Consider the following 19,672-nt stretch of genomic DNA (forward strand, 5'->3'; position numbering starts at 1 on the left):
CCTTAGCAGGCGAGGCGCTTCTGTTCGCTCGCGACCTTGCTTATGACGGCCCGCGAGGCTTTCGGATAGCGCTTGCTGACTTCTTTAAGCGTCGCGCAGGCGGTATCGACATTGTCGAGAGCCGCCAGCGACATGCCGAGCTTCAGCAACATTTCGGGCGCCTTCTCGGAGGAACCGTATTTCTGGTGAGCATTCAGAAAGGTCTTCGCCGCTTCATTGTACTTGCCTTGGGAATAAAGCGCCTCACCGAGCCAGAAATTGGCATCAGCAGCCCGGGCGCTGCCCGGATACTGCGCGATATACTGGGTGAATTGCTGTTCAGCGACGGCATAGTCGCCGGAAAGGACATGACCGTAGGCCGCCTTGTACTGATCGGCCTCGCTGCCGAGAGAGGCGGTCTGTTGTTGCGAGGTAGGGGTGTTCACATCCGGCAGCGGAGCGGAGCCGACTTCCGCATTCTGGTTCACACTGCCGCCGATCGGGTTACCGCTCTGATCGAACTGGATAGAGCCCAGCTGCTGCGGCGGACGGCCGAGATCGCCGTTCGACGGAACGCCGTTGGAGGGAGCCGTTTCGGCTCCCTGCGGTGTCTCGATGATTGTCGCGACATCATCGCTCCGGCGCTGTGGCCGTGCGTCGGCCTGGCCCGAAGCCGGAGCCTGTATATCAGCCTCGCTCTTCTTCGTGCTCCCCTTCGATCCGGCGGAGCCGCCGCCCTTTTCCAGGTCCTGGAACCGGAATTCGTTATCCTCCTGCGTCTTGCGCAGCGATTCCTGCATCTGCAGGATCTGGTAGCTCATTTCCTCGATGCGGCCGTTGAGCTGACGCAGTTGCTCTTCCAGCTGTTGCACGCGCATCTCGGTGCCGCTGCTCTGCACGTCGACGACAGGCGGCGTCTGCGCCTGGCTCTGCGCGGGCCTGCCGCCAAAGTTCAAGCCTAGAAACGAAGCGGAATAAGCCGCTCGCTCGGTTCCGGTTACGGCCGCGAGGCAGAGCAAGCCTGCCACGACAAGTTTCTTCATAGGTATCGTCCTGTCCCAGTGATTCTTCGCGCCCCAAGGCACGAACAGGAGATTTTGCTAATTGCTCTCAAAAAGCAACGGAGTCTGGCCAAAGTGTGTTCAAAAAGAAAAGGCGACCCGCAAGCGGACCGCCTTTCCAAAAAGTAATGTAAAATCCGGTTATTACATGCCGGCGCCGCCGAGAACCGTAACTGCACGGCGGTTCTGCGACCAGCAGGAAATATCGTCGCAGACGGCGACCGGGCGTTCCTTGCCGTAGGAGATCGTCTTCATGCGCTGAGCCGGAACGCCGCGCGAAGCGAGGTAGTCCTTCGTTGCAGCGGCGCGGCGTGCACCCAGCGCCAAGTTGTATTCACGCGTGCCGCGCTCGTCGGCGTGGCCCTCTACCGTGATCGCATAGTTCGGATAGCGAGCAAGCCACTGTGCCTGACGGTCAAGCGTCTGGGCAGCATCCGCGCGGATCGATGTGGAGTCGGTGTCGAAGAAGATGCGGTCGCCGACGTTGACCGTGAAGTCCTGAGCCGAACCCGGCGTTGCTGCACCGGCACCGAGGCCGAGATCGCCGGCGCTGTTGGCCATGTTCTTCTTGTTGGCGCAGCCAGCAAGCGCCAAACCGGCGACGAGTGCGATCATGACTGGGTTGCGGGCGAAATTCTGCATGCGGCTCATTGCCGGGGTTTGAATTCGGCTCATGGCCGGTCTCCTTGCGACTTCATTTAGGGTTGCCGGACTGTAACTGTTCTGGGTTAACCGGCGCTCAAAAAGTATGGTTAACGAACTACTGATTTGTCCCTGTAATCGCCAAATTCCAACACTTTGCGGCGACAAGAAGGCGGAATCTGGCCCATCCACTACTCAAGCAGCGGCGACCAGGCGGGGTCGGATGCATACGACGGCGTCTTGATAAGCTGTTCGTTGTAGCCCGTCAGGTCTATCGAATAGAGTTGCGGGCCACCCGCACCAGCCGCCTGACGGAAGAACATCAGCACACGGCCGTTCGGCGCCCAGGTGGGACCCTCGTTGTGGAATCCCGTGGTCAGAATACGCTCGCCCGAACCGTCCGGCTTCATCACGCCGATCGAGAACTTGCCGCCCGACTGCTTGGTGAAGGCGATCAGGTCGCCGCGTGGCGACCAGACCGGCGTCGAGTAATTGCCGTCGCCGAAGGAGATGCGCGTCTGGCCGGAACCGTCGGCATTCATGACGTAGATCTGCGGATGTCCGCCACGGTCGCTTTCGAAAGCGATCCTGCCGCCGTCCGGAGAGAAGGAGGGCGACGTGTCGATCGCCGCAGTGGAGGTCAGGCGCGTGGTGGTGCGGGAACGCAGGTCCATCGTGTAGATATTGGCGTTCCCCTCCTGCTGAAGGCTCATGATGACCTTCTGTCCGTCCGGGGAGAAGCGCGGGGAGAAGGTCATGCCCGGGAAGTTGCCGACGACCTCGCGCTGTCCGGTCTCGAGCTGCAGCAGATAGACGCGCGGCTGCTGGTTAGCGAAGGACATGTAGGTCACTTCCTGCCGGTTCGGCGAGAAGCGCGGCGTGAGTACGAGGTCGCTGCCATCCGTCAGCATGCGGACGTTGTAGCCGTCCTGGTCCATGATGGCGAGCTGACGCTTACGCTGCTGCTTCGGGCCGGATTCGGAAACGAAGACGACGCGGGTATCGAAGTAACCCTCTTCGCCGGTGATCTGCTTGTAGATCGCGTCGGCGATGATATGGGCGACGCGGCGCCAGTTTTCCGGCTGCGTATAGAACTGCTGGCCCGTCATCTGCTGGCCGGCGAAGGAATCCCAAAGGCGGAACTCGGCACGGAGACGGCCGTCCGCTTCCTGGGTGACACGGCCGGTGACGAGCGCCTGGGCATTGATCACCTTCCAGTCCTCGAAGCGCGGCGCCTGGTCCGGATTGGAGATCTTCTCGATGAAGGCATTCTTGTTGATCGGCGCAAACAGGCCGGAACGCTGCAGGTCGGCTGCGATCACCTGCGAAACCTGCGCACCCATGTCGCCTTGCAGGAAGTCGGTGATGGCGATCGGCAGCGGCTCAACGTTGCCCTTGTTGATGTTGATCTCGACAAGCGCGTGGGCCGGCGTTGCAATAGCAGCCGTCGCAGCCATGCCGAGCGCCACCATGAAGGCGCGGAAGAGGGAACACTTGGTCATGAGGGGCAAGCCTTTCAGCATTTAAAGAGCCATCTGACTGGGGTCGAAGTTCACGATGACTTCGCTCCACGCGTCATATTTGTCTTTCGGAAGGTTGGTGAACGGCGCGGACCGTTTGACGGCACGATAGGCACCGCCGGCAAGCGCCCGGCGCGTAGCATCATTGCCGCCGGTCGCTTCGACCTCGGGGTCACCGATGATCTCGCCATTTTCGTCCAGCTTCATGTGGACGGTGATGCGGACCTGGTCCATGTCCGCAAGGCCGGGTATGATCTGCCAGTTGCCAGCAATGGCATTACGCAAGGCGTCCATTTCGCTCATGCTGAGCTTGGAGCCGGTGTTGTTGGACTTCTTTGCACCCAACGAGGCCACTTCGGTCGAACGCTTGGCGCCGCCATTCGAAGGATCCTGCTTGTTCAGCAGCGCCGCTATGTCGTCGGCGTTGAAGTCGCTCTCCTTCGAGGAAGACGCCTTGGCCTTTTCCTGTGCCTTGTCGGCTTTCTTCTTGTCCGGCTGTTTCTCGGCAGTCTTCGGCTGTTCCTGCGGTTTTTCCGGCGGCTTTTCAGCAGGCTTCTGCTCCGGCGGCTTCACCTGCGGCTTGGCGACCGGCGTCGGAACATTGTCCGGCAGCGCTTCGGCGTCCGGCTTCGGCGGCTCGGGCTTTGCCTGCTCCTCCGGCGGCTTTTCCTCGGGCTTGGGCGGCGTCACTTCTTCCGGCTTGGTCTCCGGAATCGACGCGACCTCCTTCGGCTGATCGACGACCGTGTCTTCCTTCATGATCTCCTTCACCTCGTTGGGGACGGGATCATTCTGGGGGAGCGGCTTTTCGGTGGCTTTCGGCGCTGCCGTGCTTTCGTTGTTGTTGGGCTTGGCGTTCGGGATCGGCGGCGTCTTCAGATCGACCTTGTTGTCGCCGAGGTTTTCGGCATCGGGAACGTCCGCGGGCCTCGACGTCGGTTTCGGCGCGGGCTTGTCATTGGGCTTCGCCGTCTTGTCGCCCTGCTGCATCTGAGTAATGGATTCGACGGGAACGAGATCGACCGGCATCGCTTCGAAGTCGTCGACCTTGAAGGATTCCGGCGTGCCAATCGTCACCAGCGCCCAGGTGAGCACGAGTCCATGCAGAACCGCAGATGTGACGACACTGGCCTTCATCTTGCTTGCTACTGGTCCTTCTTCTGCTGCGTCACGAGGCCGATGTTCTTGAAGCCCGCACCCTGGATGCGTGCCATCACGTCGGCGATCACGCCGTAAGGAGCAGTGGCATCGCCGCGCACAAAAATGCGTTCGTTATAGCCGGTGGTCGCGATCGCCTCGAGCTTGGCGGCGATCTCGTCGGTCGGGATCGGTGTTTCCTGGAGGAATACCGCACCGTCGTTCTTGACTGAAATGGTGATGGGCTGGGTTTCGGAATTCAACGCCTTGGCCTGCGTTTCCGGCAGGTCGATCGGCACGCCAACAGTCATCATCGGCGCAGCCACCATGAAGATGATGAGCAGCACGAGCATAACGTCGACGAGCGGCGTCACGTTGATTTCGGAAATAACCCCTTTGCTCCGGCCACCGCGACGGCGGCGGCCACCGCTTCCGTTGTTGCCTCCAACAGCCATACCCATCGTCGTGTACTCCGTGGTTACTGTGCGGCCTGACGCGGCTGCAGCTTCTCGTCGATCTGGCGCGAAAGGATGGCGGAGAACTCATCCGCAAAGCCTTCCATGCGGCCGGAGAGCTTGCCGGCGTCTGCGGAGAACTTGTTGTAGGCGATAACTGCCGGAATAGCCGCGACAAGGCCGATTGCGGTTGCAAGCAGCGCTTCCGCGATACCGGGAGCAACGACCGCGAGGTTCGTCGACTTCGAACCGGCGATCGCCTGGAACGAGGTCATGATACCGACCACGGTACCGAACAGGCCGATGAAGGGACCGGCCGAGCCGATCGTCGCAAGCGATCCGAGACGAGCCGAGAGGAATTCGGATTCACGAGCGAGCGTCACGTCCATCGCACGGTCGATTCGCATCTGCAGGCCGATCGGCGAACGCGCGCCGCGTTCAAAGGATTTCTTCCACTCGCGCATGGCGGCAACAAAGATCGCGGCAAGGCCGGTGTTGTTGCGTTCCGAAAGCGTGCGGTAGAGTTCTTCGAGCGATTGACCGGACCAGAAGACCTGTTCGAATTTGTCGAACTGGCGCCGCGCGCGGCCGTAGGCAAGATATTTGTCGATGATGATCGCCCAGGTCCAGACCGAGGCTGCGATGAGCCCGAGCATGACCAGCTTGACGACGATGCCAGCCTGCATGAACAGCGACCAGAGGCTGACGTCGGCCGTTGCTGCTGCCAATCCTACTTGTTCCATAGATCCAAAATCCCCGAATCCAAACGCCCGGTGCTTGACCGGGCGGCACAGAAAGTGATCTCGCAAGAATTGTCTGGCGACCGCCGCCCAAAGCCCTGGTCAAGCTTAAAGCTCTTGTCCGCCTTCCTTGCCGTCAAATTTGGTCAAAGGAAGGCGTGCACCGCACAATCTCTGACTTCTGCAGTAAGACACCATTATGGTTAACAGATAGTTAGTGCCGGACTACGACAGCGAATGTGTGCGTTGAAGATTAGTGCAGGACGAACGTGATCGGAGCTTTGGAAAGGCGGGCCAAACTCCACTTGCGATGCGTAATTCCTTCACATGAAATTCAAGTTTTTACAAGCCTGCGCTCTTGCGATTGCTCGCGACCGAGCCCAAGACCAGCCAACGCTCCGTCTTCCGCTTCATATGCTTTCAGCTCTGAAGTTCTTTCCCAGATCATCACCCAGGCCGAAATAGTGCCGGAAGACATAGAAGAGTGGTGTCCATCGGGTCGTATTGATGTGATTGGTGCCAGGCACGACGATTTGCGAATGGGCGTGGACGCGCAGGACCTGCACTTCGATGATTAGATAGCCGGCAGGGTGGACGGGATCGGCCGCACTCCCCTCACCGTGAAAGGCCACGACCTTCGCCTCGCACTGCATCGGACACTCTGAGATACGGGGAGGATGCAGCAATTCCGATGCCACCGACCCGAAACCACCGAGGGCAAACTTGTCGGCGGCGTATTCGTAACCCATCCGTGCCTTGTAGTCTGGCACGGGATTGCGGCCTGTTGCCCGCGCGATCCGTTCCACCCGGTGCCAGTGTTTCGCGGCCGGAAAATTGAGTGTGCATTCGCCTTCTCGTCGAAGATTTTCAGCCCCTTGCCCTGAGGCGGCCAGACCCAGGACGACCCGGTCTCCGAGAGACCATGCCGAGGACATGGGCGTGATATTGGCGGTGCCGTCGGGATTGAGCGTGCTGATGAGCACGACCGGCGTTCCGAAATACAGGACGGAAGGCGTTATCGTCAGATGATCTGCGCCTGAGACGGAGGGAATCAAAGCAGACATGGGCGGCTCCTTCAGGAATTTCCAAAGCCGCAAGCTAGCGTCTGCAGAGTGAGAATGCTTCGATCGCCGTCGAACTATAGCGGTCGACTATCGAATGAGTGCGTTCGCGCTGATCATGAATTTCGTGGCCAGCGCCTCCGGAAGCCGCCGCGGCCTTCCCTTGGCGTTGATGACCGCAATGATCACCTTCGCCGCTATCAGCGGCGTTTCGCCGCAGCGGATCTCCTGCTGGAGCACCATTTTCGCACCGCCGGCCTTTTCCGTCCGCGTGACGATCGTCAGGATATCGTCCATACGGGCCGGGCTCCTGAAGTCGATCTCCATGCGATGAACGACGAAGACGAGCCCCTCCTCGTCGGCGCTGATCAACTCCCGCTGCTCGACGCCGAGGCAGCGGAGATAATCGGTACGGCCGCGCTCCAGGAAATGCAAATATCGTGCATGATAGACGAGACCGGAGAAATCGGTGTCTTCGTAATACACGCGCTGGTTCAGGCTGTGTCCCGTTTCCGTCAGCTCGCCAGAAATCGAAAAACCGTTATCCGCCATAATTTTCTCCAAACTCGCATGCCTGTTGGCGACAGGCCGCAGCGCACTAGTTTTGAATAATCGTCATAGTTCTTAGATATTTCCGATAGTAGATGAAGACGCAGGAGGCAATGCGATGAAGATTGCGGTGATGGGCGGAGACGGGTTCATTGGCTGGCCAACATCGCTTCATCTCTCAGACGCGGGACACGACGTCCACATTCTCGACAACCTATCGAGGCGCTGGATCGACACCGAACTCGGCGTGCAATCGCTGACACCGATGGACTCCATTCAGGAGCGCACGCGCATCTGGCATGCCGAAACGGGGCGGCGCATCCATTTCAATCTGATCGACCTCGCCAAGGACTACGAGCTTCTTAAGAATTGGCTTGCCGAGAACCGGCCGGAAGCGATCATCCATTTCGCCGAGCAACGCGCCGCGCCCTATTCGATGAAAAGCGACCGGCACAAGAACTACACCGTCAACAACAATGTCAGCGCAACGCATAACCTGCTGAATGCGCTCGTTGAGTTGCAGCTGGACGCCCACCTCGTCCACCTCGGCACGATGGGGGTCTATGGCTATTCGACGGTCGGCGCGGCTATCCCCGAGGGCTATCTGACGGTCGGCGTCGATACGGCGGCAGGCGATACCGTAAACCAGGAAATTCTCTACCCCTCCAATCCCGGCTCGATCTACCACATGACTAAGTGCCTAGATCAGCTGCTCTTTCAGTTCTACGCAAAGAACGACGCGCTGCGCATCACCGATTTGCACCAGGGCATCGTCTGGGGCACGCACACGGAGCAGACGCGCCGTCATCCGCAACTCATCAACCGCTTCGACTACGATGGGGACTATGGCACGGTTCTCAACCGCTTTCTCATCCAGGCGGCGATCGGCTATCCAATCACTGTGCATGGGACGGGCGGCCAGACGCGAGCCTTCATTCACATCCAGGATTCGGTCCGCTGCATCGAGCTTGCGCTGAAGAACCCGCCGGCCCGAGGCTCGCGGGTCGAGATCTTCAACCAGATGACCGAGACGCACCGCGTGCGCGATCTTGCAGAGATGATCGCCAGGATGACCGGCTCAAAGATCGCCTGGCTCCCGAACCCGCGCAAGGAAGCGCCGGAAAACGACCTGATCGTCACGAACGACAAATTCCGCGACTTGGGCCTAGAGCCGACCACGCTTGAGTCCGGCCTGCTCGCCGAGATCGTCGATGTCGCCAAGAAATTCGCCTACCGAGTCGATCGCTCGCGCGTTCCCGCCGTTTCCGCCTGGACGAGGGACATCGCCGCGACGCTCAACCACGATCCGGAAGGCAAGCGGCTGAAATCGGTGTCGTGAGAATGGCCGCCACACAGTACGCATTTTTGGTAATACCGTTGCGGCAAGCCTCTTCTCCCCGCCGGGGAGAAGTGCCGGAGCGCCAGCGAGGCGATGAGGGGGTGAAGAGCGCAGGCGACAACATGTGCCACCTGCGGCCCCCCTCATCCGGCTGCCGCCACCTTCTCCCCGGCGGGGAGAAGGGATTCGCGGAAGCACCTGAGGACCCATGCCTTTGCCTTTCGCCTATATAACCCTCGTCACGAATGCCGACTACGCCATGGGTGCGACGGCACTTGTGCGTTCCCTGCGGCTGACGGGAACTGCAGCCGACATCGTCGTGCTGCACACGGGCGGAGCGGATGAAAAAGCCCTCACCCCGCTTGCCGAGCTCGGCTGCCGTCTGATCGAAGTCGAGCACCTGCCGCTCTCCGACGCCTTCAATGAGCGGCATGCGCGCGGCCAACTGCATTCCGCCGCCCCCTTCACGAAGGGCCGCAAGCCGGATTTCCATTCGCCGCTCGACAATTTCTGCAAGCTCCGCCTATGGCAGCTCACCGAATACGAGGGCGTCGTCTTCATCGACGCCGATGCCATCGTTCTGAAGAACATCGACAAACTCTTTGGCTACCCGGAGTTCTCCGCGGCGCCGAATGTCTATGAAACGCTTGCCGACTTCCACCGCATGAATTCCGGCGTCTTCGTTGCCAGGCCTTCGGAAGAGACCTTCGGCCGGATGCTCGCCATGCTCGACCAGCTGGACGCATTCTGGCGGCGCACGGATCAGACCTTCCTCCAGGCCTTCTTTCCGGATTGGCATGGCCTGCCGGTCTATTTCAACATGCTGCAATATGTCTGGTTCACCATGCCCGCGCTTTGGGACTGGAAGAGCATTTCGGTCCTGCATTACCAATATGAGAAGCCCTGGGAGACGAACCATCCGAAAGCGGACAAGCTCAAGCCGCTGATCGATCTCTGGCACGCCGTCTATGCCGGCAATGACCTGCCGGATCTTGCGACCATGATGAACCCGGAGGCGGCATGAAAGTACTGGTGTCCGGTGGAACAGGTCTGGTCGGACGCTATGTCGTCGAGGAGCTGCTTGCCGCCGGATATCCGGTCGTCGTTGGCGGACGCCACGCTCCATTGCCCCGCCTGTTTTCCCGTCCGGTCGAATTCGCGCCGCTTTCGCTCGATCCCGATAAGGACCATAGCGAGGCTTTCGACGACGTCTATTTCTTCGTGCATGCCGCCTTCAGTCACCGGTCCGGAAAATACCGGGGCGGCGAAGGCGACGATCCAGAGGGTTTCCGCAGGCTGAACCTCGATGGCACGGTGAAACTCTTCGACACTGCCAAGCGCGCCGGCACCCGCCGTTGCATCTTCATCTCCAGCCGCGCCGTCTATCGGGACTCAGCGCCAGGGACCGTTCTGAAGGAAGATATGCTGCCGAAACCGGACACCCTTTACGGAGAAGTAAAGCACGACGGCGAGCGCGCGCTGGCCCATCTGAGCGACCCCGGCTTCCCAACTGCCAGCCTGCGCGCAACCGGGGTTTACGGCGATCTCCTGCCGAACAAATGGACCAGCCTTATCGATGACTATCTGAGCGGCAGACCGGTACCCGTTCGAGCCGGCACGGAAGTTCACGGCCGCGATCTCGGCCGTGCCGTGCGGTTGGTGCTGGAGACGGAAACCGCCCGCATCTCCGGCGAGGCGTTCAACGTTTCGGATATCGTCGCCGATACGCGTGACATCCTGTCGGTCGTAAAGCAGGAAACGGGCTGTCCCAACCCTTTGCCCGCCGCAGCCGACAAGGCTGCCGTCAACCGGATGAGCACCGATAAGCTGGAAGCGCTCGGCTGGCTGCCGGGCGGCGAAGCGTTGTTCGAACAGACGCTCCGGCAGCTCGCGGGCGCAATACAGCGCCAGTGACGTGCAATATCCCTTGCCGCCCGCAAGGGTCCTTGGTCTCACTGTAACAACAAAGCTTACGCCGCTTTCATGCATTGCAATGACCGGCCAGCCGTTTATGGTCCGTCTATGCAGCCGACGATACCAAAAGAACTGAAAGCTCAGATGCGCGCCGAACGGCTTGCGCTGCGCGACGCGATCCCGCCGGAAGTGCGGATCGAAAGAAGCCTCGCAATGGCCGAGCATGCGGGCGAGGCGGTGGCTTTTGACCCCGGCACGATTGTTTCCGGCTTCATGCCGATCCGCTCGGAAGCCGATATCCGGCCCCTGATGGGACGGTTCCAGGCGCGCGGCGCCCGCCTTTGCGTTCCAGCCATCCTCGACAAGCAGACGATCGTCTTCCGTGAACTCGTTCGCGGCGCGCCCCTCATTGCAACAGGTTTCGGTACCTCCGGACCACCAGCGGATGCGGCCGTCCTTGATCCTGAAATCATGCTCGTGCCGCTTTCGGCCTTCGATGATCGCGGCCATCGCATCGGCTACGGTGCCGGCTATTATGACCGCGCGATTGACCGTTTGCGGCAAAAAGGCATGCATCCGAAGCTGATCGGCATTGCATTCGACTGCCAGGAAGTGGCACATGTGCCCGACGAGCCGCATGACATAAGCCTGGATGCCATCCTGACGGAAAGCGGCCTTCGCTTTTTTGCTTCTTGGATCGGATAAGGAATGCGTCTGCTTTTTCTGGGTGACATGGTCGGCAAGACGGGACGCACGGCCGTATGGGATCGCCTCCCCGGCCTCGTGTCCGACCTGAAACTCGACTTCGTGATCGTCAACGGCGAGAATGCCGCCGGCGGTTTCGGCATCACGGAAGACATTTTCCTCGAGACGGTCAATGCCGGTGCCGATGTCGTCACCACCGGCAACCATGTGTGGGATCAGAAGGATGCGGTCGCGTTCGCGGGACGCCACGACCAGTTCCTGCGCCCCGCCAACTATCCGCAGGGAACGCCCGGCCGTGGTTCCGGCCTCTTTTATGCCCGAAACGGGGCTCGCGTGCTCGTGGCAAACATCATGGGCCGCGTTTTCATGCACCCGGAACTTGATGACCCATTCAAGTCCGCCGAGACGATCCTCGACGCCTGCCCGCTGAAGGAGCAGGCCGACGCAATCATCTTCGATTTCCATGCGGAAGCGACCAGCGAAAAGCAATGCTTCGGCCACTTCGTCGATGGTCGCGCCAGCTTCGTCGTCGGCACGCATACCCACGTGCCGACCGCCGACCACCAGATCCTGAACGGCGGCACCGCCTATATGTCTGACGCGGGCATGTGCGGCGACTACGACTCCTCACTCGGGATGGACAAGGAAGAGCCGCTCAACCGCTTCATCTCGAAGATGCCCAAGGGCCGCATGGAGGCGGCCACCGGCCCTGCAACCATCTGCGGCGTCGGCGTCGAGATTTCGGATGCCACCGGCCTTGCAGAAAAGATCGCGCCACTGCGCCTCGGGCCGCGGCTGGCGGAAACCATCCCGGACTTCTGGCGCTAAGGCGTTGAGTTTGCAATGACGCATTTGTGAGCGGCCCTACCTGATTTCGGCTGGACCGTTGCGACGGCTTGTCGCATCCTCCCGGCAACGTGAAAGCGCCGGAGGGGGTGGCATGAAGCCGCAATCACTTGTCCTCGCTATCGCATGCCTTGTGCCGCTCGCCCTGCCCGGCGCAGCCGCCGCGCAAGAGGATCAGAAACCCGTCAGCCAGTGCCAGGCGATCGCACAGGCGCTTCCCAAGGCCACCTATGCGAGTTTTTCCGGCAACACGCCGATCATACCCGCGGTTTCGGAAGGCGAGGATGTCCAGCTGACCTATCTCGGGCATTCCACCTTCGAAATCGAAACACCGGGCGGCATTGTCATCGCAACGGATTTCAACGGTTGGTACCGGCCGGACGTGACGCCCGACGTGGTGACGATGAACCGGGCGCACTCGTCGCATTACACATTGACGCCCGATCCAGCGATCAAACACGTTCTGCACGGCTGGAGCGATGTGCCTGGAGAAAAGGCCGAGATCCACCTGATGGTTGGAGACGCTTATATCCGCAACGTCACGACGGATATTCGCGGCGGCTACGGCGCAGCTCAGCAGGATGGGAATTCAATCTTCATTTTCGAAATCGCCGGTCTCTGCATCGGCCATCTCGGGCACCCGCCAGAACCTACAACGTCTTGCTAGCGCCAAGCATCAGGCAAATTGCAGATGCCGTTTGATGCCCACTTCCGGCATCTTCTCATCGTCGAGATTGGCCTTGGCGATTTCCCACCCGAATTTCAGCTTGCTTCCAGTGGAGACCCAGATCTCGGCATCGTCGACATGCATGGCAAGCATCGTCAACTTCGGATCCTTCTTGCCATCCTCGTACCAGGCGGCAACCACCGAATTCCAGTATTCATCGATCTTTGAGGGGTCCGGACGCAGCTCGATCTTGCCTGCGAGGCAGGCATGATAATCGTGATCCTTGCCGACGACACAGAAATGCGCACGCGTTCCCGGTTTGACGGCGCGGACAATGTCGGCATCCGACTTGGTGTAGAACCAGATGGTGTTGGTCTTCGGGTCGGCATACGGGGCCATCGGCTGCATGTGCATGTCGGCTCCATCGATACCTAGCATGCCCGCAGATATGTTGTTTACCTGATCCCAAAGCTGCTTTGCGGGCTGTTCGCGGGCTTCGCTAAAGCTTGCCATTGCCTTCCCTTCCATTCTAAATCCCAACGTTTCAAAAACGTCAGGTCTTTCGCTTTGTTCCGCTGCTTTTCAGCCCGCCAGGCGGGCCGGAGCAAACTGCTTTTCCCTTGAATGCCGCCCGTTTCGCTCTTATAAGGCCGTCCATTCCGAACAATGAGACGTGAACAGGGGTGCCATGGCTGGCCATTCACAGTTTAAAAACATCATGCATCGCAAGGGCCGTCAGGATGCCGTGCGGTCGAAAATGTTCTCCAAGCTCGCGCGCGAAATCACCGTCGCGGCTAAGGCCGGTCTGCCAGACCCTACCATGAACGCCCGCCTGCGCCTGGCCATTCAGAACGCCAAGGCCCAGTCGATGCCGAAGGACAATATCGACCGCGCCATCAAGAAGGCCGCTGGTGCCGACGGCGAGAACTATGATGAAGTTCGCTACGAAGGTTATGGTCCGGGCGGCACGGCGATCATCGTCGAAGCACTGACTGACAACCGCAACCGCACCGCGTCCAACGTCCGCTCGATCTTCACGAAGGCCGGCGGCGCGCTTGGTGAAACCGGATCGGTTTCCTTCTCCTTCGATCACGTTGGCGAAATCACATACAAGCTGTCCGCCGGCGATGCCGACACCGTCATGGAAGCCGCGATCGAAGCTGGCGCCGACGACGTGGAGACCGACGAGGAAGGCCACACCATCACCTGCGCCTTCGAAGCCCTCGGCGAAGTCGCCAAGGCGCTGGAAGGCGCGCTCGGCGAAGCCGAAACCGTCAAGGCCGTCTGGCGCGCGCAGAACAACGTGCCGGTGGACGAAGAAAAGGCGCAGTCGCTGATGAGGCTCATCGACAGCTTGGAAGACGACGACGACGTGCAGAACGTCTATTCGAACTTCGAGGTTTCCGAGGAAGTTCTCGCCAAGCTTTCAGCCTGAGCGCTGCCTACAAACAATAACAAGAGACCCGGCTCCGCAAGGCGCCGGGTCTTTCGCGTTTCGGGCCCTCATCGGCCCAGGCTCTTCTCCGAGTTCCACCTTGCACCGGGTATCTGCACCAGCCGGCGCTGCTATCGAGGCGTCTCAGCAATAGCTCCCTGGGTCATTTCCGATCATCACCGGTCACAGCTTGGTGAACCGGCGCCGTTTTTTAACAGGTCGGTAACCTTGCCGCCCTTGTATGCCCCTGCTCATTCCAGCCGGTCTGTTCCAGACCAGCGTCTCTCAAACATCGGCGGGGAAAATGCCATGAAAAGACTTGCTCTCGTTCTCTCTTTCACATTGCTCGGCGCATTGTCAGCACAGGCTGAGCCAAGAATGATCGAGCGTTTCAACGACTGGGGCGTTTATTCATATGAGTCTGGCGATGGCACGGCCTGCTATCTGCTGACGGTTCCGAAGACGAAGGCACCCGCCAACGTCGACCATGGCGACAATTTCTTTCTGGTCGCGCCGGGAAACGACCGGATAAAATACGAACCGCAGGCGAGAATGGGCTACGATCTCAAGCCGGGATCGCGGCTGAAGGTGCAGATCGGCGATCAGACTTTCTGGATGGTCGTCAAGGATAAAACTGCCTGGGTGCAGAAAGAAGACCGCGAACCGGAAATGATCAGCGCAATGCGCGACGGCAGCGAGATGACCCTCGAAGCGACGTCGCGCCGGGGAACGGAAACGACTTACACCTACTCGCTCGATGGCGTTACCGCCGCGTTGAAGCGCGTCAGCAGGTGCAATTGAGTTGCCCCGCCCTGTTCTTCGGCGGGCAGGCCCGGCGTGCTTCGTCTTGCTGTGCTTTGCGGCGCTCGCTCTCCTGCACCGGCCAACGACCGCCAACCCTTTGCAGGCGCCTGCAGCCGCTGCAGATATGGCGAAAGGACGCGAAACGGGGTTGCCCATACCCCGTTTCGTGTCGCTCAAGGCGAACGGCGGTCGTATGCGCATCGGCCCGTCGTTGGATTATGCCGCGAAATGGGTCTACACCAAGCGAGGTGTCCCGCTCGAAATTACCGCTGAATATGACAACTGGCGCCAGGTCCGCGACTGTGACGGCGTGTCGGGGTGGATGCACCGCGCGCTCCTCTCGTCGCAACGGACGGCCGTCGTGGGGCCGTGGCTGAAAGCTCCGGTCGCCCTGCACGCAACGCCGGGCGACAGCTCGCAAATCACGGCGAGGCTTTCCGCCAGAGTTCGGTTGCAGATCAATAGCTGCGATGGCGATTGGTGCGCAGTGGCCGTGACCGGCCATGCGGCGCGCGGCTTCCTCCACCAATCATCAATTTGGGGCGTCTACCCCCATGAAATCATAAAATGACGAGATCTTCGACCCGAGATTCTGGCGGTACATCATCTCCGCGGCCTAGTCGGCCAGGCGTGTCCTCAGAGCGTCGACGATCTTCTTCGTGAGCAGATCGTAGTCTTCATCGAAATGATGATCGCCCGGCAGCTCGACGACATCTGCCCCGGTATCCTTTAGCGCGGGGCAGGCAACTTCGTCTTCGTCTTCCTTGCCGTAGATGCACTGCACAAGCTTGGGGTCGATGCTCTTCAGATCGCTAACCGGATCGCCACCCGCGCCCTCGGTCTGCTGGCCGAGCCAACCCATGACCGAAATCACGTAATCCACCTGATGCGACAGCGACAGTAGCGAAATCTGCGAGATCAAGGCCTTGTCGGCTGCCTTCAGCCTGTTGTAGGTCGCCGGCACCACATCGGCACCAAAGGAATAGCCAATCAGGAGAACGTGCTTCACCTTCCATTGCTTGCGGTAGAATTCGATGATTCTCGTCAGGTCGTCGGCGGTCTCCTGGGGCTTGCGTTCCGACCAGAAATAGTGAAGCGCGTCGATGCCGACGACCGGAATGCCCTGTTTCTGTAGCGCCGCGCCGACTTCCTTGTCGATGTCGCGCCAGCCTCCGTCTCCGGAGTAAATGACTGCCATCGTGTCCATGGCAGGTTTGGCATCGAGCACGGCAAGGGGGAGACCAAGCGGATTGCCGGCGCTTCCGGACGCCGCGATCAGGTCGTCCAGCGTATCGGAGAGCGTCGTCTGTGCATCGTCATCCGCATCGCGGATATCGATCGCCGGATGCGCCTTCTTGAGCTCTTCGACATGCTCCCGTCCGTCCTTGGGCGCATCGGCCGTGAAGGCAGCAATGATCGGGTCCGGCAGACTTCCGTCGGTTAGGCCATAGATCATGCGGTCGCCGACCGTTTTCTTGCTGGCGGGCGTGCAGAGCTGCTGAGTCAGCGGAATCCCCGCGACCGGATCAACCGCCAGCGTTTGCCCGATCGTCGCATCCGGCGTCTGCGCGGCAATCGCCAGCGCCAATGCGCCGCCCTCACCGATGCCCGCGATGATCGGCAGATGATAGGCACTGTTGCCCGCTGCGCGCTGGATCTGCTGGCTTAGAGACTCGATGTCGGAAACAAGATAGATGCATCCGTCGTTCTCGCTGACATCATAGTTTCGAAGCGCCTCCATGTAGGACGGAAAGTCGACGCCGACGACCACAGCGCCCTCTTGCACCAGTGTGGCAGCCTCGGCCTTTTCCTTGTCTCCCCAGCCAGCGCCATCCGAAATCAGCATCACGACGCCTTTTACCTCGCCGTCCGGCAGGAAGACATGAGGCGAAGGAATAAGCCCGGTTTCGAAGCTCTGGTTGGTTTCCTCGGCGGCCACGGCCGGAGCCGCCAGCGCGAAAGTGCACGCGGCTGCGAGGAGATACTTTCTGATCATTTCCTGACGACTCCCTTTAATCCGCCACCAATCAGAAAGGTCGCGTCCATCAACGCGATCATCGGATTGCCCCCTCCGGATACCGCCAGATAGCGCGGCTGCCAGTGCGGATGAAATTTTGCTTTGAACGCCCGAAGGCCTTTGAAATTGTAAAATCGCTCGCCGTGCTCGAAGACGGTGCTGCCGATGCGGTCCCAGACGGGTGCCGTCTCGCGTTTGGACATGCCGGAAAGCGGGGCCATGCCGAGATTGAAATGCGAGTAGCCCTCGCCGCGCAGATATTCCATGATCTGCACGAAGAGAAAGTCCATCGAGCCCTTCGGCGCATCCGGCGAAAAACGCATTAGGTCGATCGTGCCTTCCGACTTCGTCTCGGTGATAAGGATATTGGCGAAGGCAACGATTTTGCCATCCTTCTTCAACACACCAACCGGCTGGGCGCACACATAGTCAGGCTCGAACGCGCCGAGCGAGAAGCCTTTCTCCTTGGCGTGGTGATGTTCGAGCCAGGCGTTCGAGACCACCGAGAGTTGATCGATGACATCAGGCACCGCCTCGGGCTGAATGACATCGAACTCCAGCCCGTCGCGCTGCGCGCGCGCCGCCGTCTGCCGAAGATTGGCCCATTTGCCGCCCTTCATTTCGAAACGGGTCAGATCTGCTACTGCCAATTCGCCGAGCTTGAACGCGCGCAGCCCCGCATCGGCGCAGTGAGACAGGATTGCCGGAGAGATCTGATAGAATACGGCCCTGCAGCCGGCAGCGCCCGCGGCCTCGACGAAGCGCCAGATAAGGTCCGGTGCCGCTTGCCTTTCGCCGACGGGATCGAAGAGCGCGATCCAGGAGCGGCCCTGCCGGCCATACATGATGAAGGCATCGCCTTGCTCGGAAAACATGATGCTCTTATCGCTCATCCGTACGAGATTGGCGTCGGCCGAATTTTGCCTCCGGACGATGTCAACGGCGCGCCGCAGTGCCTCTTCCGTCGCCGGCTCCGGCTTGAAGGCCGCCGGGCGAAGGAGGCTGGAGATCGCTATTGCCGTCGAAATGATCGTCAGCCCGAGAACCGCACGCAGGCCGCGAGGCGCCTCGTCGGCGAATTCGAACTGCCACCAGAGCTCGTTGCTGTATTCGACATCGCGATAGACGAAGAGCAGGATGACGACCGCGCCGACGCAGATCACGCCGATCGCCGTCAGCCAGGATGCCGTCAGCGTCTGATTCAGCAACGAGGCATGGCGGGTAAAGAGCCGCCGGCTGACAAACAGGCTGAAGACGAGAAAGGCAAGGAACATCGCCTCGACGAGCGCGATAGCCTTCAGCAGCGAAAGCAGTAGCGCTACGGCGGCCGAAACCACCGCCACCAGCCAGGCGCCATCCAGTCGCTGGCTGAGACCACGAGCAGCGACGACCAGTGCCAGGCCCATAAGGCTGGAAAGAAAATGGGCGCCTTCAACGATCGGCAGCGGCAAAACGTCGGCCAGGAAGGCCAGGTTCTCGTCAGGGGTCGGCGTGACGCTTGAAAAGATCAGCATTATGCCGAGCAGGAGGGTCAGGGCCGAGAGAAGCTGCGGCGTCAGCCGTCCTCCGACGCGCCTGATGCTGGAGGCAGCCGGATGATGGACGACGCGGCGAAGCTCCGTCATTGAGACGGCAAGCACTGCGATCAGAAGCGGCAGCACATTGTAGATCAGCCGGTAGAGAACCAGCGAACCGAGCACCGCATCGATATTCACCGCGCGGCCGAGCGAAGCGATAATTATGGTCTCGAAAACTCCGAAACCGCCCGGAACATGGCTTAGCACCCCGAGCCCGAGGGCAATTGCATAAACCGCGAGAAACACCGGCCAGCTAACCGCCGTCTGCGGCAGCAGCACGTAAAGAACCGTTGCCGAAACACCGATATCGAAGGCCGTGACAAGGAACTGCCTTGACCACGTGCGCGAGTCGGGCAGGTGGATCGCGAACGGACCAACGTTGAATGCACGCCCGCCACGTCCAAGGAACACGACAAGGCCGAGAACAGCGATGATGGCGCCCGCGACCAACCGCAGCAGCAGCGCACTTGTGCCGATCAGAGGAGCAATCTGGCCGGCGATGATCATCAGCGCGATCGCTGAAACACCGGCAAGGCCAAGCCCGAAAGACAGCGTCACGAAGGCAATGACGCGGCCGATATCGTCAGGCGTCAATCCAAGGCGCGAATAGGCACGGTAACGGATCGCACCAGCGCTAAGCGCTCCGAAGCCCGCCGTATTGCCAACGGCGTAAGCGCTGAATGCCGTCAGCGCCACGTGCGGAAAGGGCAGCCTCTTGCCGATATACTCCAGAGCGTTGAGGTCGTAGAAGACGAGCGACAGAAAGCTCAGTCCGGTGAACAGAAGCGAAAGCAGGATGGCGCTGACCGGTGTGTTGGCAAGCGCGTTCACAACGTCGTCATAGCGCACTTCGTTGGTGAGCTGGACGATCGCATATGCGACCATGCAGAAGACCAGCAGCGTGGCGATCGCCACCAAATGGTTTCGATAACGCCGCAAGAGCCCCCGCGCGCCCCGGCTTTCCTCGACTTCCATCTCTTCCAAGCTGCCGTGACTCGCCATCTCTGCCCTACCGCACCTCCGGGTGTTTCGCTCCCGAAGATGTAAAACACGCGGCTGAAAGCTCTATGAACTATGCCTGAGAACCCCGTGACCGCCGTGCGCCTGATTCCACTTCAATTGGGGCGAAATTAGCACCGTCAGGCTTACCTGGATCTTGCATTTTCGTAAGGCTTGGCGACCGGTTTCGAAAAGCAGATGGGGTCGCCGGAATAGGTGCCCCCC

General features: G+C 60.3%; 19 protein-coding genes and 1 pseudogene. 9 read left to right on the forward strand and 11 right to left on the reverse strand.

Features of this window, described 5'->3' with window-relative positions; translation table 11 throughout:
* Positions 1 to 2 precede the first annotated feature (2 nt).
* From ybgF to ybgC, 8 genes are all read right to left on the reverse strand, one after another.
* On the reverse strand, positions 3 to 1,022 hold the full coding sequence (ybgF, locus tag ACPYOI_RS10300; protein ID WP_481415886.1) for a tol-pal system protein YbgF: 1,020 nt from the start codon (positions 1,020 to 1,022) through the stop codon (positions 3 to 5).
* Between the two features lie 162 nt (positions 1,023 to 1,184).
* The gene (gene pal / locus ACPYOI_RS10305; RefSeq protein WP_168831573.1) at positions 1,185 to 1,715 is read right to left on the reverse strand and encodes a peptidoglycan-associated lipoprotein Pal; all 531 of its coding nucleotides are present in this window, start codon (positions 1,713 to 1,715) and stop codon (positions 1,185 to 1,187) included.
* Positions 1,716 to 1,873: 158 nt separating this feature from the next.
* Positions 1,874 to 3,184, reverse strand: coding sequence for a Tol-Pal system beta propeller repeat protein TolB (tolB, locus tag ACPYOI_RS10310; protein WP_168831572.1), 1,311 nt, complete (start codon positions 3,182 to 3,184; stop codon positions 1,874 to 1,876).
* Between the two features lie 21 nt (positions 3,185 to 3,205).
* On the reverse strand, positions 3,206 to 4,339 hold the full coding sequence (locus tag ACPYOI_RS10315) for a hypothetical protein (RefSeq protein ID WP_168831571.1): 1,134 nt from the start codon (positions 4,337 to 4,339) through the stop codon (positions 3,206 to 3,208).
* 8 nt (positions 4,340 to 4,347) lie between these two features.
* Positions 4,348 to 4,800 carry a protein TolR gene (tolR, locus tag ACPYOI_RS10320; RefSeq protein ID WP_168831570.1) on the reverse strand — a complete coding sequence of 151 codons (453 nt, stop codon included), beginning with the start codon at positions 4,798 to 4,800 and terminating at the stop codon, positions 4,348 to 4,350.
* Between the two features lie 17 nt (positions 4,801 to 4,817).
* The gene (gene tolQ / locus ACPYOI_RS10325; RefSeq protein WP_481415884.1) at positions 4,818 to 5,537 is read right to left on the reverse strand and encodes a protein TolQ; all 720 of its coding nucleotides are present in this window, start codon (positions 5,535 to 5,537) and stop codon (positions 4,818 to 4,820) included.
* Between the two features lie 407 nt (positions 5,538 to 5,944).
* A complete protein-coding gene (locus ACPYOI_RS10330; RefSeq protein WP_481415883.1) occupies positions 5,945 to 6,598 on the reverse strand; it encodes a flavin reductase family protein in 654 nt (217 codons plus the stop codon).
* An 87-nt stretch (positions 6,599 to 6,685) separates the two neighbouring features.
* Positions 6,686 to 7,147, reverse strand: coding sequence for a tol-pal system-associated acyl-CoA thioesterase (gene ybgC / locus ACPYOI_RS10335; protein WP_481415882.1), 462 nt, complete (start codon positions 7,145 to 7,147; stop codon positions 6,686 to 6,688).
* Between the two features lie 115 nt (positions 7,148 to 7,262).
* On the opposite strand from ybgC, the gene ACPYOI_RS10340 reads away from it, so the two are divergent.
* The 6 genes and pseudogenes from ACPYOI_RS10340 to ACPYOI_RS10365 form a co-directional block, all read left to right on the forward strand.
* Positions 7,263 to 8,483, forward strand: coding sequence for an NAD-dependent epimerase/dehydratase family protein (locus ACPYOI_RS10340; RefSeq protein ID WP_481415881.1), 1,221 nt, complete (start codon positions 7,263 to 7,265; stop codon positions 8,481 to 8,483).
* 208 nt (positions 8,484 to 8,691) lie between these two features.
* On the forward strand, positions 8,692 to 9,507 hold the full coding sequence (locus ACPYOI_RS10345; RefSeq protein ID WP_481422849.1) for a glycosyltransferase: 816 nt from the start codon (positions 8,692 to 8,694) through the stop codon (positions 9,505 to 9,507).
* On the forward strand, positions 9,504 to 10,397 hold the full coding sequence (locus ACPYOI_RS10350) for an NAD-dependent epimerase/dehydratase family protein (protein ID WP_481415879.1): 894 nt from the start codon (positions 9,504 to 9,506) through the stop codon (positions 10,395 to 10,397). The genes ACPYOI_RS10345 and ACPYOI_RS10350 overlap by 4 nt, the downstream gene beginning before the upstream one ends.
* Positions 10,398 to 10,505: 108 nt before the next feature.
* Positions 10,506 to 11,102, forward strand: coding sequence for a 5-formyltetrahydrofolate cyclo-ligase (locus ACPYOI_RS10355; protein WP_481415878.1), 597 nt, complete (start codon positions 10,506 to 10,508; stop codon positions 11,100 to 11,102).
* Between the two features lie 3 nt (positions 11,103 to 11,105).
* Positions 11,106 to 11,930 (forward strand): TIGR00282 family metallophosphoesterase, encoded by an 825-nt coding sequence (locus tag ACPYOI_RS10360; protein ID WP_168831563.1) that lies wholly within the window; start codon positions 11,106 to 11,108, stop codon positions 11,928 to 11,930.
* Between the two features lie 112 nt (positions 11,931 to 12,042).
* Positions 12,043 to 12,588 (forward strand): annotated as a pseudogene (locus ACPYOI_RS10365) (MBL fold metallo-hydrolase); the annotation flags it as partial.
* Positions 12,589 to 12,624: 36 nt separating this feature from the next.
* Here the strand turns inward: ACPYOI_RS10365 and ACPYOI_RS10370 are convergent.
* Positions 12,625 to 13,128: a pyridoxamine 5'-phosphate oxidase family protein gene (locus ACPYOI_RS10370; protein ID WP_481422850.1), complete on the reverse strand. Its 504-nt coding sequence runs from the start codon at positions 13,126 to 13,128 to the stop codon at positions 12,625 to 12,627.
* Between the two features lie 175 nt (positions 13,129 to 13,303).
* On the opposite strand from ACPYOI_RS10370, the gene ACPYOI_RS10375 reads away from it, so the two are divergent.
* From ACPYOI_RS10375 to ACPYOI_RS10385, 3 genes are all read left to right on the forward strand, one after another.
* The gene (locus tag ACPYOI_RS10375) at positions 13,304 to 14,050 is read left to right on the forward strand and encodes a YebC/PmpR family DNA-binding transcriptional regulator (RefSeq protein ID WP_481415875.1); all 747 of its coding nucleotides are present in this window, start codon (positions 13,304 to 13,306) and stop codon (positions 14,048 to 14,050) included.
* A 309-nt stretch (positions 14,051 to 14,359) separates the two neighbouring features.
* Complete coding sequence (locus ACPYOI_RS10380; RefSeq protein ID WP_481415874.1) at positions 14,360 to 14,851, forward strand: invasion associated locus B family protein; 492 nt, start codon at positions 14,360 to 14,362, stop codon at positions 14,849 to 14,851.
* Positions 14,852 to 14,897: 46 nt separating this feature from the next.
* Positions 14,898 to 15,425, forward strand: coding sequence for an SH3 domain-containing protein (locus ACPYOI_RS10385; RefSeq protein WP_481415873.1), 528 nt, complete (start codon positions 14,898 to 14,900; stop codon positions 15,423 to 15,425).
* A gap of 45 nt (positions 15,426 to 15,470) precedes the next feature.
* On the opposite strand, the gene ACPYOI_RS10390 is transcribed toward ACPYOI_RS10385, so the two are convergent.
* The gene (locus tag ACPYOI_RS10390; protein ID WP_481415872.1) at positions 15,471 to 16,850 is read right to left on the reverse strand and encodes a virulence factor family protein; all 1,380 of its coding nucleotides are present in this window, start codon (positions 16,848 to 16,850) and stop codon (positions 15,471 to 15,473) included.
* On the reverse strand, positions 16,847 to 19,450 hold the full coding sequence (gene mprF / locus ACPYOI_RS10395; RefSeq protein ID WP_481415871.1) for a bifunctional lysylphosphatidylglycerol flippase/synthetase MprF: 2,604 nt from the start codon (positions 19,448 to 19,450) through the stop codon (positions 16,847 to 16,849). The genes ACPYOI_RS10390 and mprF overlap by 4 nt, the downstream gene beginning before the upstream one ends.
* Positions 19,451 to 19,672: the final 222 nt, after the last annotated feature.

The sequence above is a fragment of the Rhizobium sp. SVR5-2C genome (assembly GCF_056755115.1).